The sequence below is a fragment of the Vicinamibacterales bacterium genome (assembly GCA_041659285.1).
GTDB lineage: Bacteria > Acidobacteriota > Vicinamibacteria > Vicinamibacterales > UBA2999 > 12-FULL-67-14b.
The window spans coordinates 352,904-366,335 of sequence record JBAZYO010000003.1; the positions used below are offsets into that span (position 1 = coordinate 352,904).

12 protein-coding genes are annotated in these 13,432 nt (G+C 68.3%); 7 read left to right on the top strand and 5 right to left on the bottom strand.

Annotated features, from left to right (window positions below; translation table 11 throughout):
* The 3 genes from WC815_06455 to WC815_06465 are packed head-to-tail and all read right to left on the bottom strand — an operon-like array spanning position 1 to position 3,631.
* Positions 1-1,326, bottom strand: a complete 1,326-nt coding sequence (locus WC815_06455) for a VWA domain-containing protein (protein MFA5908396.1) — start codon at positions 1,324-1,326, stop codon at positions 1-3.
* 31 nt (positions 1,327-1,357) lie between these two features.
* A complete protein-coding gene (locus tag WC815_06460; protein MFA5908397.1) occupies positions 1,358-2,878 on the bottom strand; it encodes a hypothetical protein in 1,521 nt (506 codons plus the stop codon).
* Positions 2,879-2,887: 9 nt separating this feature from the next.
* Complete coding sequence (locus WC815_06465; GenBank protein ID MFA5908398.1) at positions 2,888-3,631, bottom strand: hypothetical protein; 744 nt, start codon at positions 3,629-3,631, stop codon at positions 2,888-2,890.
* A 38-nt stretch (positions 3,632-3,669) separates the two neighbouring features.
* Between WC815_06465 and WC815_06470 the strand changes: the two genes are divergently transcribed.
* The 7 genes from WC815_06470 to WC815_06500 are packed head-to-tail and all read left to right on the top strand — an operon-like array spanning position 3,670 to position 11,411.
* Complete coding sequence (locus WC815_06470) at positions 3,670-4,482, top strand: glycerophosphodiester phosphodiesterase (GenBank protein MFA5908399.1); 813 nt, start codon at positions 3,670-3,672, stop codon at positions 4,480-4,482.
* The gene (locus WC815_06475; GenBank protein ID MFA5908400.1) at positions 4,479-5,441 is read left to right on the top strand and encodes a threonine dehydratase; all 963 of its coding nucleotides are present in this window, start codon (positions 4,479-4,481) and stop codon (positions 5,439-5,441) included. Before WC815_06470 ends, WC815_06475 begins: the two co-directional genes overlap by 4 nt.
* A complete protein-coding gene (locus WC815_06480; protein ID MFA5908401.1) occupies positions 5,438-6,379 on the top strand; it encodes a DUF2157 domain-containing protein in 942 nt (313 codons plus the stop codon). The genes WC815_06475 and WC815_06480 overlap by 4 nt, the downstream gene beginning before the upstream one ends.
* Complete coding sequence (locus tag WC815_06485) at positions 6,376-7,536, top strand: hypothetical protein (GenBank protein MFA5908402.1); 1,161 nt, start codon at positions 6,376-6,378, stop codon at positions 7,534-7,536. Before WC815_06480 ends, WC815_06485 begins: the two co-directional genes overlap by 4 nt.
* Positions 7,533-8,804 (top strand): MFS transporter, encoded by a 1,272-nt coding sequence (locus WC815_06490; GenBank protein MFA5908403.1) that lies wholly within the window; start codon positions 7,533-7,535, stop codon positions 8,802-8,804. Before WC815_06485 ends, WC815_06490 begins: the two co-directional genes overlap by 4 nt.
* Positions 8,805-8,829: 25 nt before the next feature.
* Positions 8,830-9,483: a hypothetical protein gene (locus WC815_06495; GenBank protein ID MFA5908404.1), complete on the top strand. Its 654-nt coding sequence runs from the start codon at positions 8,830-8,832 to the stop codon at positions 9,481-9,483.
* A gap of 5 nt (positions 9,484-9,488) precedes the next feature.
* Entirely contained in the window at positions 9,489-11,411 is a 1,923-nt protein-coding gene (locus WC815_06500) for a GAF domain-containing protein (GenBank protein ID MFA5908405.1), read from the top strand.
* On the opposite strand, the gene WC815_06505 is transcribed toward WC815_06500, so the two are convergent.
* Positions 11,398-12,732: a hypothetical protein gene (locus tag WC815_06505; GenBank protein ID MFA5908406.1), complete on the bottom strand. Its 1,335-nt coding sequence runs from the start codon at positions 12,730-12,732 to the stop codon at positions 11,398-11,400. The genes WC815_06500 and WC815_06505 overlap by 14 nt on opposite strands.
* On the bottom strand, positions 12,729-13,334 hold the full coding sequence (locus WC815_06510; protein MFA5908407.1) for a uracil-DNA glycosylase: 606 nt from the start codon (positions 13,332-13,334) through the stop codon (positions 12,729-12,731). Before WC815_06510 ends, WC815_06505 begins: the two co-directional genes overlap by 4 nt.
* Positions 13,335-13,432: the final 98 nt, after the last annotated feature.

The following is a 13,432-nucleotide window of genomic DNA, read 5'->3' on the forward strand; positions in this document are numbered from 1 at the left end:
TCAGTGAATCGTCTTGGTCTTCTTGTCCATGTAGTCCATCAGCACGTACTCCCCAAGCGTGTAGGGCGTCGTGAAGTAGGCCTTGCCGCGGCACATCGCGGCGACCCGGCGGACAAAGGCAACCAGGTCGTAGTCGCGGGCCAGCATGAAGGTGTTGATCATGATCCCCGCCTTCGCGCACGCCGACACTTCGGCCAGGGTCTCGCCGATCACGAACGGATCGAGGCCGAACGGGTTCTTGTAGATGCTGCCGTCCGGCTGGGTCAGCGCCGACGGCTTGCCGTCGGTGATCATGATGATCTGCCGCATGTCTTTGCGCTGGCGCTCGAGGATGCGGCGGGCCACGCGCAGGCCTTCGCGCGTGTTGGTGTAGTACGGCCCGACGCGCACGCGCCCGAGTTCCCGCAGCGGGATCTCTTCGGCGCTGTCATGGAACAGCACGGCATGAAGCGTGTCACCGGGATATTGCGTTCGAATGAGGTGCGACAGCGCCAGGGCCACGCGCTTGGCCGGGGTAAAGCGATCCTCGCCGTAGAGGATCATGCTGTGGCTGCAGTCGAGCATCAGCACGGTGGCGCAGGAGCTTTGATATTCGCCTTGCGCGACCATCAGGTCCGAATAGTCGATGTCGATGCCTGACGTATGAACGGCCGGGGCCTCGCCCTCGCCGGCGGCGGCCGCCGCTGCAGTCCGCTCCTCCGCCGCGCGCTGCACGACGTTGAGAATCGTCGCCGTGGCGTCGATGTTCATGACATCGCCAAACTCATACGGCTTCGGCGCGCCGCTGGTTTCGATGCCGGTGGACAGGTCGCGCGTGTCGTGACGGCCGGTGCTGCTGTGGCCGGATGAACCGAGCAGGTCGCGCAGAGCGCGATAGCCCAGGAAGTCGAGCGCCTTGTCGGTGACCTCGAACTTCACCTCGCCGGGTTCGCCCTCGCCGGGACCGCCGCCCTGGGCGCGCCGGGCCTTCTCGGGATCCAGGTCAGGCGGGGCGGTGATGTAGCCCGACTCCTTCATGCGCTCGATGATCTGCTGGATCAGATCCTCCAGCTGCTTGCCCTGAGCGAGGCGGTCGCTTTCGGCCGCCGAGTCGAAGGGGTCGCCGAACATCTTCTCGAGCGTGTCTTCGGGCAGCACCCCGCCGTTGAACAGCGCTTCGAGAATGGCGTCGTGCAGCGCCTGCATGGTGCGGTCGCTGTCGTCGCCGGTGTCGCGCGGGTTCCCGAACCCGCTCGACATCAGCAGGTCCGACAACTTCGACATGAGCTCGTCCATGTCGAGGTCGTCGAGCAGGTTGGGGACGTACTTCGTGTATTTGTATTTCATGTTGCCGGGGGCCCTGATCCCTGATCCCCGACTAGTTGTAGTACCGCTTCTTCTTCTTGCCGGTCGGGCTGTCGTCGTCATCATCCGGCGTCAGCACCGGCGCGCGGCTGTGCTGCGGTTGAGGGCGCCGGACCGGTTCGGTGGCGTGGTAGCCGCGCTCGTCGCTGCGGCTGATCTTCTTCTGCGAGTACAGCCCTTCGAGCGCGAAGTCGATCCCGGCGGCGAGCACCGGCACTGGCGCGTCCGGGGCAATGCCGGCCAGGTGCGCCAGTTCGAGCAAGCCCTGCACGCGCCTGGCCTGCGCCAGCAGCTCCGCGGACGAGGTGGTGTCCGACAGGCTGAGCGCGCCGCCGAGGTCGAACCATTCGATCACCGGCTTCAAGTCTGAGTCGCGGACGTAGCCGTCGAACACGTTCGAGACGGCCGCGCGCACCAGGTCGCGCGCCACCTGGTCGGCGCCCTTCAGCTCGCCTTCGTATTCCAGCTCGAACTTGCCGGTCATCGACGGCAGCGCCGCGTAGATATCGGTGACCCGCGCCACCGTCGGCGTCTCGCCGGTCGCCAGGGCGCGGCGCTCGGCGTTCGACACCGTGGTCTCGAGCACGCTGATCGGCAGGCGCTGGCTGACGCCGGAACGCTTGTCCACTTTCCGCTCGCCGCGGGCCTGGAAGGCGATTTCCTCGACCACTTCGCGGACGAAGCGGGGGACCTCGATGTCGCCGCCGCGCGCGACCCACGCCTCCTGCGACGTGATCTCGATCGCGTCGACGCGGCTCTGCATGTAGTGGGTGCGGATCTCGGCGCCGATGCGGTCCTTGAGCGGCGTGATGATCTTGCCGCGCGCCGTGTAGTCTTCGGGGTTGGCGGTGAAGGCGATCAGCACGTCGAGCGGCAGGCGCACCGGATAGCCCTTAATCTGGACGTCGCCTTCCTGCAGGATGTTGAACAGGCCGACCTGGATCTTGCCGGCGAGGTCGGGCAGTTCGTTGATGGCGAAAATGCCGCGGTTGGCGCGCGGCAGCAGGCCGAAGTGCATCGACAGCTCGCTGCCCAGTTGCAGGCCGCCCTTGGCGGCCTTGATCGGATCGATGTCGCCGATCATGTCGGCGATGGTCACGTCCGGGGTCGCCAGTTTCTCCACATAGCGCGCCTCGCGCGGCAACCAGCGGATGGGCAGGTCGTCGCCTTCCGCCTTGACGCGCGCCAGGCCGTACGCCGACAGCGGCGCCATCGGGTCGTCGTTGATCTCGCTGCCCGGAATGACCGGCAGCCACTCGTCCAGCAGCGTGGTGAGGGCGCGCAGGATGCGCGTTTTCGCCTGGCCGCGCAGGCCGAGCAGGATGAAGTGGTGCTTGGCCAGCACGGCGTTGACCAGTTGCGGCACGACCGTGTCGTCGTAGCCGATGATCCCGGGGAACAGCGTCTCCTTGCGGCGCAAGCGTTCCGCGAGGTTCTCGCGGACTTCGTCGCGGACCGGACGCCGGCGAACGTCTCCGCGCGCGATGGCCGCTTTCAGATGTCCGAGGGTCTCGAGACGGGGCGAAGACGACATATCCGGCTATTATGACTCGCCGCGCCTTCCCGAAGGTTCAGCCGGCGCCACCGCGCGCCGTGGCGAATACGGCCGGAGCGGCGGCAATTCGTACGAGACGCCTTTTCGCAGCACATCCAACGTCTGCAACGCCGTCAGCGGATAGATGGTCCGGAGGCCGTTGGGCATGGGCCGGTCGAACGGCTGGCCGAGCCGGAACCACCCGTCAGGGGTGATCACGAACGTGCCTGCGGTCCAGCCGGCCTTGCGGCGCGACGCCACCACCACGAAATCCACGTCCGGGAGGTCCGCCCACGGCCCGGGATACCGGCGATCGGGCTCGTCGGTGCCTTCGGCGGCCGTTCGCGTGCGATGCGAGGACCGCGCCGCGGCGGCATGGCGGGTGCGGTGGATGAGCGTGTCGATGCCGGTGAGGATGGGGTCGCCGAACGGCTCGTCGGTCCACCACGACACGGCGCGGATGAGTCCGCTGGCCATGAGATAACCGCACAACAGGCCGGCCGGCGTGAAGAACGCGAAGGTGAAGCCGGTGAGGAGCATCAGCGGCGGCGGCATGAACTCAATCCCCGCGGTGTTCGCGACCTGGTGGCTGTAGGCGACGAAGCCCTCGAGGCCGAACCCGAGCCCGGCCAGCAGCGTGAGCAGGCCCGAGACCGGCACCATGGCCTGCACGGGCAGATCGATCGCGTCCCAGTGCCGCCGCGGCAGCAGCGACGGGACAATGGCGAGGACCGCATCGACGAAGGGCCGCACGGGTGGAGTATAAGGGCGACCCATGCGAACATGACGTCGTGCCCGTGCCGGTCTTCGAGTCGCCACGCCCTCTGGTGTTCGCCCATCGCGGCGGCGCCAGGCTTGCGCCGGAGAATACGCTGGCCGCGCTCGACCACGGCCTGGCCCTGGGCGCCGACGGCATCGAGATCGACGTCCAACTGTCGGCGGACGGCGTGCCCATGGTCATCCACGACAAGACGCTCGACCGGACTACCGACCGGGTGGGCGCCGTGCACGACTTCACCGCCGACGAACTGGCGCGCGTCGACGCCGGCCACCGGTTCGAGCGCGACGGCGCGTTTCCCTTTCGCGGCCAGGGCATCGGCGTCCCGACGCTGCGCGCCGTGTTGGCGCGGCATCCCGAGACGCGCGTCATCATCGAGATGAAGGGTGGCGAGCCGGAACTGGCGCGGGCCGTGGCGCACGAGGTGCGGCACGCCGGCGCCGTGGATCGTGTATGCGTTGGCTCCTTCTACCAGGCCTCCATCGAAGCCTTGCGGGAAGAGGCGCCTGAGATCGTGACCAGCGCCTCGCAGCCGGAGGCGCGGTGGGCCCTGCACCGCTCGTGGGTGCGCTGGCCGTGGATTGGCCCGCGCCCGTACGTCGCGTTTCAGGTCCCCGAGCGCGCGGGACGGTTGCGCGTGGTGACGCCGGCGTTCGTGGACCAGGTGCATCGCGAGGGACAGGTGATCCAGGTGTGGGTGGTCAACGACGAGCCCGACATCCGCCGGCTGCTCGACTGGGGCGTCGATGGCCTGATCTCCGATCGGCCCGACGTCGCGGTGCCGGTCAACGCCGCGTGGTATAACGAGCGCCAAACCCCAGCATGAGCATGATCCCGCCGACCTTGAACGACGTCTACGCCGCGCGCGAGCGCATTGCGCCGCACCTGCAACGCACGCCCCTGCTGCGCCATCCGCTCCTCGACGAGGCCACCGGCCTGTCGACCTGGGTGAAACACGAGAACCACAACCCAACCTGCGCCTTCAAGGTACGGGGCGGCCTCAACCTGGTGGGCGCACTCTCCAAGGAGGAGAAGGCCCGCGGCATCGTCACGGCCAGCACCGGCAACCACGGGCAGTCGCTCGGGCTGGCCTCGCGGATTCACCGGGTCGCCTGCACGGTGTTCGTGCCCGAGGGCAACAACCCCGAGAAGAACGCCGCCATGCGCGCTTATGGCGCCACGGTGGAGGAGGGCGGCCAGGATTTCGACGAGGCGCGCGAGCGGTGCGAGCGGCGGGCCGCCGAGACCGGCGCGCGCTACGTGCATTCCGCCAATGAGCCGCTCCTGCTGGCCGGCGTCGGCACCTACGCGCTGGAGGTGTTCGAGCACCTGCCGCGGGCCGACGTGATCCTGGTGCCGATTGGCGGCGGCTCCGGCGCCTGCGGCCTGATCACGGTGCGCAACGCGCTGGGCGCGAAGACCAGGATCATCGGCGTCGGTGCCGTCAATGCTGACGGCGTCGAGAAGTCATGGCGTGGTCCCGAACGCGTCATCGGCGCGTCGGCCAACACGTTCGCGGAAGGCATGGCCACGCGCGTCACGTTTGACTTGACCTTCGACATCCTCAAGCAGCACCTGGACGACTTCATCCTGCTGACCGAAGACGAGCTGGCCGGCGGCGTGCGACTGGCGCTGCGCGCCACGCACAACCTGGCCGAGGGCGCCGGCTCGGCATCACTGGCCGCGGCGATGAAGCTGAAGGACCAGCTCAAAGGACAGTGCGTCGTCTGCATCATGAGCGGCGGCAACCTCGATCAAGCCAAGTTGAAGTGGATCGTCGGGTGACCACCCTCGACCGGCTCAATGCGTGGAAGGCCGCGGGCACCATCACCGACGCGCAGCACCTCACGCTGACGGCCCTGGTCCGCAAGGAGCGCGTGTCGGTCTACGTCGAGCTGAGCGCGCTCCTGTACATCGGCGTACTGTCGTTCGTCGGCGGGCTGATCTGGACGTTTCGCGCCTACGTCGCCGACCTCGGCGATGCCGCGATTCTCTCGTTCATGTCGCTGCTCGTCGCGGCCACCTTCTACTACTGCTTCACGAGGGCGGAGCCGTACGCCAACACCGAGGCGGAATCGCCGAATCTGGCGATGGACTACGTCCTCTACCTGGGGTGCCTGGTGTTGTCGGCGGAGATCGGCTACATCGAGTACCGCTTCCACATTTTCGACAACTGGCATCACCATCTGTTGATCGCGAGCGTGGTGTTCGGCGGCCTCGCGTATCGCTTCGACAATCGCTTCGTCCTGTCGTTGGCGCTGTCGTCACTGGCCGGATGGCTGGGCCTGCGCATATCGGGCCTCACCTTGGTGTCGGCGGATCCGCTGCGCGCCACCGCATTGTTGTATGCCGCATTCGTGGCCGGCATCGGCACCTGGCTGCACCGGCAGCAGATCAAGGCGCACTTTCTCGAGGTCTACCTGCACCTGGCCACCAACGTCGTGCTGGCGGCGCTGGCGTCCGGCATCGGCGAGCCGGCCATGGGCCTGGCCTACCTGGCGGGCCTCCTGTCCTTGTGTGGCGCCGCCATCGTCCTCGGTGTTCGCTACCGGCGCTTTGCCTTCGTGCTCTACGGGACGCTGTATGGATACGGCGGCATCAGCTTCAAGGTGCTCGAGAGCATCGGCGGGGTGACGGCGCACTTCCTCTACCTGTTCGTAACCGGTTCCCTGGTCCTGATCGCGCTGGTCGTGCTGGCGCGGCGGTTTGGCCGCGACGAATGAACGCATACGATCCGGACGATGAACAGGACATCAGGGTCGGCCGCCTGGTGGAGGACTGGACGCGGTCGGGCCTGCTGACGACCGAACAGCGCGAGGTGCTGATGCCGCAGGTGCACGTCGATCTGCGACGCACCAACCTCTTCCTGCGGATCACGCTGTTCCTGTTTGGGGGGATGATCTTGCAGGCCGGCCTTGGGCTGGTCGCCATCTTCATCGGCGCGTTCTTGAACCAGACGGTCGCGGCCGTGCTGTGCCTGCTGGCCGGCGGCGGGTGCTTCTGGCTGGCATCGCAACTGGTGAGCCGCTACAACCTCTATCGCTTCGGCGTCGAAGAGGCAGTGGCGCTTGGCGCGGTGGGCCTGGCTGCGGCAGGCGCCGCGATCCTGATTGCCGACCAGGGCAACTGGCCGATCATCGTCGGGTTGGCGGTGGCTGCGGCGGGGTTGGCCCTCCTCTACTACCGCTTCGGGTATGTCTACGCCGCCGTCCTCGCCATGGCGGCCGCCGCGGCGATCCCGTTTCAGTTTGGCGGTTCCGAATTCATCCAGCGGGTGACTGCAGTGATCGTGCTGGCCGCGATCGCCGCAGCGTTCCGGTTCAAGCGAGACGAGTACGGCGACGACTATCCCGGCGATGACTTCGCCGTGATCGAGGCCGCGGCGTGGCTCGGCATCTACCTGCTGGTGAACCTGCTGGCGTCAACCGGCTTCACGCACATCGGCAGGGGAGCCACGCTCTACTGGGTGACGTATGCCGGCATTTGGATGCTGCCGGCCGCCGGTCTCTGGGTGGCGCTGCGCGGACGCGAGCGGCCGCTGCTGATGGTCAGCATTGTGATGGCGCTCGCCACGCTGCTGTCGAACAAGGAGTACCTGGGGTCGCCGCGATACGAGTGGGATCCGATCGTGTTCGGCCTGTTGCTGATGGGCGTGGCGATTGCCGTGCGGCGCTGGCTCGCCTCTGGAGAAGGCGGCATGCGCCACGGCTACACGGCCTCCCGGCTCCTCGCCTCCGACAAGGGCAAGCTCGGCGCCTTGGCGATGGTGTCAGCGACCCAGGCGGAGGTGCCGGTCAGCGAAGCACCGTCCCCGGCCGCTCCCCCCCCCGTGGGCGGTGGCGGCCGGTCGGGCGGCGCCGGAGCGGGCGGGTCGTTTTGACCGATCCGGTTGGGGCGCCCGCATCGCGTGTGCGCACGCGCGTGCTGGGCTTCGCGTTCTCGCTCACCGCCATCACCTATCTCGATCGCATCTGCATCTCGGCCGCGGCGCCCTTCATGATGAAGGACCTCGGGTTGAGCGTGCTCGAGATGAGCGCCGTCTTCAGCGCGTTCACCCTGTCGTATTCGCTCTTCGAGGTGCCATCCGGCTGGCTGGGCGATGTCATCGGCCCGCGCCGCGTGCTCATGCGCATCGTGATCTGGTGGTCGGCGTTCACGATGGCGACCGGTGTCGTGCAGGGGTTCCGGTCGCTGCTGGCCGTGCGGTTCCTGTTCGGCGCCGGCGAAGCGGGCGCGTTCCCCAACCTGGCGCGGAGCCTGTCGCGGTGGTTCCCGCTGCGCGAGCGCGGCCGCGCCAACGGCGTCATGCTGCTCGGCTCGCGCTTTGGCGGCATGCTGTCGGCACCGATCGCGCTGTTCTGCATCACGCAGTGGGGCTGGCGCATCACCTTCGTCCTGTTCGGCAGCATCGGGATTGCCTGGGCCGCGGCGTGGTTTGCCTGGTATCGCGATCGGCCGGAAGACCATCCCGCGATTTCCGCCGCCGAAGTGGCGTGGATTCAGCAGGACGGCGGCGCGCCGACGCGGCACGCCACGCCGTGGGCCGCGATGTTCGCGAGCCGGAACCTCTACGCCATCTGCCTGATGTACTTCGCGTTCGGCTACGGGCTGTATTTCTACTTCACCTGGCTGCCCACCTATTTGATCACCGTGCTCGGGTTCTCGACGCTGGCCGGCGGCGCGTTTGCCGCATTACCGTTCCTGCTGGCGGGCATCGCCGACGTGGCGGGCGGCTGGCTGACCGACCACCTGTCGCGGACCCGCGGCCTCCGTGTCGGCCGCTGTTATCTCGGCTGCGCCTCGTTCTTGATGTGCGCGGTCCTGCTGTTCGGGTCCACCCTGATCGGCTCGCCGGTCGCCAAGGCCGTGTTGCTGGCGTTCGCGCTGGCCTCCGCGGATTTCGCGCTGAGCGCGGCCTGGGCCGTGCCGCTCGACATCGCCCCCGAACACGCCGGCGTCGTCACCGGCTGGATGAACACGCTCGGCAACCTCGGCGGCCTCCTCGGCCCCCTCGTCGTGGGTGTCGTCGTGGAGGAGTGGCAGTCGTGGGTCATCCCGTTCTACATTGCCGCCGCGATCTACGCGCTGGGCGCGCTGGCCTGGCTCGCCATCGATCCGACGACGCCGATCGAAGGACCGGCGCTATAGTGGCACCCATGGGGGAGGCATGGACATGAAGACACGAGTCATTGCGGCGGTCGTTCTCGCGTGGTTGCCGGCGGCGGCGTTGGCCCAGTCGCCGAAGGGCGCCACCTACATCACCGACGAGCAGGTCAAGGCGATCAACGCCGGTCCCGGCGTCGATCGGCAGATTGTCAACGTCGACATCGGCAAGTTGAACCTCGCCGTGGGCATCATCCACCGCGGGCGAAGCGGCGCACCTGCTGCGTCTGCTGCACCGGCTGCACCCGCTGCACCCGCTGCACCCGCTGCACCGGCCGCACCCGCCGAACCCTGCGGTGAGAGGGCCGGCAGCGCGCCGCCGGCCGGAACCGCGAGCGGCATCGCGCACGACGGCCAGACCGAAACCTACATCATCGTCTCCGGCGGCGGCACGCTCGTGACCGGCGGCCACATCGTGAATGGCCGCAAGTCGGCCCCCGAAAGCGCGGTCACCAAGGTGTTGAACGGGCCGTCCTGCAGCGGCGCCATTGCCGGTGCCGACGTCGTCCGGCAGGTGGTGAAGACCGGCGACATCATCATCATCCCCGCCGGCGTGCCACATGGCTGGTCCGACATTGCCGATCACGTGGACTACCTGAGCGTGCGGCCGGATCCGGACCGCGTGCTCGCGGCGGGCTACGTCAACCCGTTGATCAAGAAGTAACCGCCATGGTTCGTGTGGGGCGATGGGCGGTGGTGCTCGTGGCGTTTGCCGTGGCGTTGGGCGCCATGGGCTACGCGTACTACCGCAACGAATCCGGCCGGATTCACCGGGAGCGGTATGAGGCTATCGCGGCCATCGGCACCCTCAAAGCCGAGCACCTTCAGCAGTGGCGGCAGACTCGCCTCGACCACGCGGAGGCCCTGGTCCGCGCGCCCTCGGTGGCCGGCGACCTGGCGGCTCGTCAGGGGCGGCCCGATGCCGACATGAGCAGGGCTCGCGCCGTGATGGCAACGGGTACCGAGACTTACGGATACGCCGCCGCCTATGTGCTGTCACCGGACGGGCAGGCGCTGCTGGCGGCCGGCGGCCAGGGGGCCGGCCCCGGCAACTCTCCCACCGTGGGCGCCGCCCTCGCGGGCACCGGCTCGGTCATGGGGGCGTTCTTCCGAGGCGAGGACGGGCGCGTGTACGTGGACACCGCGGCCGCGGTCCGCGATAACCTCGGTCGCCCGCTCGGCGTCGTCGTGCTGCGAACCGACGCGCAACAGGCGCTGTTTCCCATGCTGCAAACCTGGCCCACGCCCAGCCCGACCGCCGAAACCGTGCTGGTGCGGCGGGACGGAGACGAGGTCGTGTTTCTCAACGAGCTGCGCCACCGCCCCGGCAGCGCGCTGAGCGCTCGAGAACCCATCACCCGCACGGAAATGCCGGCGGTGAAAGCCGTGCTCGGGGGCGTCGGGCCGTCTGAAGGCATCGATTATCGGGGCGTGGCCGTGCTGGCCGACCTTCGCCCGGTGCCCGATTCTGACTGGTTTCTCATCGCCAAGCTCGACGCCGACGAGGTGTGGGCCGAGGCCCGCTACCGGGCCGGTGTCGCCGTGGCCCTGGTCACGTTGATGGTCCTGGCGTGCGCCGCCGGGCTCGCTTCGTTCTACCGGAGCCGGCAGGCCGGCCAGTTTCGCGGCTTGTATGAGTCGCTGCGTGAGAACGACCAGCTGCTGCGCGAGGCCGAGGCGGTGGGGCAACTGGGCAGCTTCAAGTTCGACATCCCGGCCGACTCGTGGAGGAGCTCGGAGAACCTCGATCGCGTGCTGGGCATCGGCCCCGAGCATCCGCGGACGGTCGCCGGATGGCTGCAGGTGGTGCATCCCGCCGACCGTGACGAGATGGGGGCGTACCTGAAAGGGCTCCTGGCCGCTCGTGGACACTTCGATCGCGAGTACCGCATCATCCAAGCCCGCGGTCATGCGGAGCGATGGGTGCATGGGCGGGCCCGCGTTGACTACGCCCCCGACGGCACGCCGTTGCGCATGGTGGGCAGCATCCAGGACATCACCGCCGAACGGGCGGCCGAGCACGCGCGCCTGGCCGAGGACCAACGCTATCAACGCCAGCGCAACGCGCTGATCCAACTGGCCACCAGCGCGCCGCCCAAGGACGATGAATCCCTGACCCGGGCAATCCAGCAACTGACTGAGGTCGCGGCCCGCACACTGGACGTGGAGCGCGTGAGCATCTGGCGTTTCACGGGGCCGAAGACGGGGATTCGCTGTCTCGACTTGTACGAGCGCGAGGCCAATCGCCATTCGTCCGGTAGCGAACTCTCAACGGCGGACAACCCGCCGTACTTCCAGGCGCTCACCGAGGCGGACGTGTTGGCGGCCGACGATGCGCACCGCGACCCGCGCACGGCGGAGTTCTCGCCGGGCTACCTGACGCCGCTGGGCATTACCTCGATGATGGACGCCGTCATCCGGCTGGGAGGCGGGGTGTTCGGCGTCATCTGCTGCGAGCACACCGGCGGTGTGCGACGGTGGACCTACGACGAGCAGACGTTTGCCGTGGCGGTGGCCAATCTCGTGGCGATGTCCCTGACGGGACTGGAGGGCGGCCCCAAGGCGATTCGCGAAGTGCCTACTCGATCCTGACGCGGCCGTCCGGCTCGATGAACCCCCGGTGGGGCGCGGCCGGGTCGATGCGGCCGCCGAGGATCGTGTAGATGAAGTACTTGTCCATCGACGGGTGCACCGCGAACGTGACGCGGATATCGCGCAACACCGGCGCCTGCGCCGCCAGGCTCTTCGAACCAATCAGCATCGCTCGATACTCCGGGTACTTGAACGTCAGCTTCGATTGGGCAATCCGCGCCGGCTGCAGCACCAGCACGCCGGCGAGCAGCACCAGGCCGATGCCCTGCACCACCCTCGGCCACGGCAGCGCCGCGATCGCGAGGCTGTAGGCGAGGGCCATCGACGTGGTCAGCGTCAGGAACCAGTAGCTGTCGTACGGCCGCGTCCAGGTCGCGAAGAGCACGACCGCCGTCGCCAGGCATCCCACCGACACCGCGACCAGCGGGATGTCGCGTCGCCAGCGCGCCAGCACGACGATCATGACGGCCAGCGTCGGCCACCGGAACGTCCACGCGCCCATCTGGCGCACCAGCAGATCGCCGGTCGTGTCGACGACCATGGAATAGCTCTTGAGCACGTTGACCGACGACGCCTGGGTGAAGCTGTCGATGACAACGGTCGGCGCGAGCGGCGTGCCGAGATCGCGGATCTGCGCCACCAGGTAGGGCAGTTGCAGCGCGGCCACCACCGCCATCACCAGCGCCGCGGCCTCGAGCGCGCGGCGCCACTGCCGGCCGGCGAGCGGCATCGCCACGAGCGCCGCCAGGATCGGGACGCCGACAAAGGCGCCGGTGGAGTGCGCCTGCAGCGCCATCCAGGCGACCGCCGCCGTGACGGCGATGCGCCAGCGCGCCGGCTCCTTGCCGAGGGTGAGCACCAGCGCCATGGCCATCTTGGCCAGCGCGGCGGCGACCGGCGGGTTCCAGATCACCGCCGACAGCCCGAGGTCGAACGGCGCCGACACCACGAACAGTGACGTCGCCAGCGCCAGGGCCATTGGCAGGCGCTGCAGCAGGACGAACAGCAGGCAGGTGTCGCCCGCGGTCTGCAGCACCGCCACGATGATGCCGCCGGTGTGGGGGAGGTTGTCGGTGAAGGGACCGATGATCACGCGGCCGAGCCAGAGCAGCCAGTAGAAGATCGGCCCCAGCGTGTGCCCGCCGGCCAGGCTGGGAGGGCCGGTGAGCGGCAAGTCCCGCCAGTTACTCAGTGCCACCGTCCAGTCGCGAATCTGATCGCCCAGCATCAGGAAGGTGCTGGTGATGTCGTAGGTCCGAATCAGCAGGACGTAGACGAAGAAGGCGGCCGCGATGGCGATTCGGAGTCGCGGCGTCTTCATTGAGCGGAAATTCTACCTCTGACCTTGCGAAGGACGGTGTCGTACATCGACGGCGTCACGGTTCCGGTATTGGTGTTCTGCCTGGACGGATGGTACATCCCCACCAGCGTCAACCCGTCATTGCTCCAGGTCGCGCCGTGCGCGAAGGCCGGTCGCGGGCGGGGAAGAGCATCGCCGCGTCGCACCAGCAGCTTCATCCAAGCCTCCCAGGCGATCCTGCCGAGCGCCACGACGATCTCGAGATTGGGCAACGCCGCGACCTCGTTCACGAGGTGATCGAGGCACTGGTCCACTTCCTCCGGTAACGGCTTGTTGGCCGGCGGCGCGCACCGCACGGCCGCCGCGATGTAGACATCCTCCAACACCAGCCCATCGTCCGCGCGTTGCGACGTGGCGCGGTTGGCGAAGCCGGCGCGCTGCAGGGCCGCCATCAGGAAGTCGCCGGATCCGCCGGTGCCGTCCCCGGTGAAGACCCGCCCTGTGCGGTTGGCGCCGTGGGCCGCCGGCGCCAGGCCCAGCACCAGGATGCGGGCCATGGGGTCGCCAAACCCGGGCACCGGGCGGGCCCAATAGGTGTCCTGGCGGTAGGCGGCCCGCTTCACCCGGCCGACCTCCTGGCAATAGGTCCGCAGGCGTGGGCAGCGGTCGCAGCTAATGATGGCGGTCCGAACGGCCGACAGAACAAGGGGGCGATTACCGC

Bases quoted from the DNA above. Each gene is read 5' to 3' on its own strand.
- WC815_06505 (MFA5908406.1), bottom strand. From the start codon at position 12,732: ATGAAGACGCCGCGACTCCGAATCGCCATCGCGGCCGCCTTCTTCGTC.
- WC815_06500 (MFA5908405.1), top strand. From the start codon at position 9,489: ATGGTTCGTGTGGGGCGATGGGCGGTGGTGCTCGTGGCGTTTGCCGTG.
- WC815_06460 (MFA5908397.1), bottom strand. From the start codon at position 2,878: ATGTCGTCTTCGCCCCGTCTCGAGACCCTCGGACATCTGAAAGCGGCC.
- WC815_06475 (MFA5908400.1), top strand. From the start codon at position 4,479: ATGAGCATGATCCCGCCGACCTTGAACGACGTCTACGCCGCGCGCGAG.
- WC815_06485 (MFA5908402.1), top strand. From the start codon at position 6,376: ATGAACGCATACGATCCGGACGATGAACAGGACATCAGGGTCGGCCGC.
- WC815_06455 (MFA5908396.1), bottom strand. From the start codon at position 1,326: ATGAAATACAAATACACGAAGTACGTCCCCAACCTGCTCGACGACCTC.
- WC815_06495 (MFA5908404.1), top strand. From the start codon at position 8,830: ATGAAGACACGAGTCATTGCGGCGGTCGTTCTCGCGTGGTTGCCGGCG.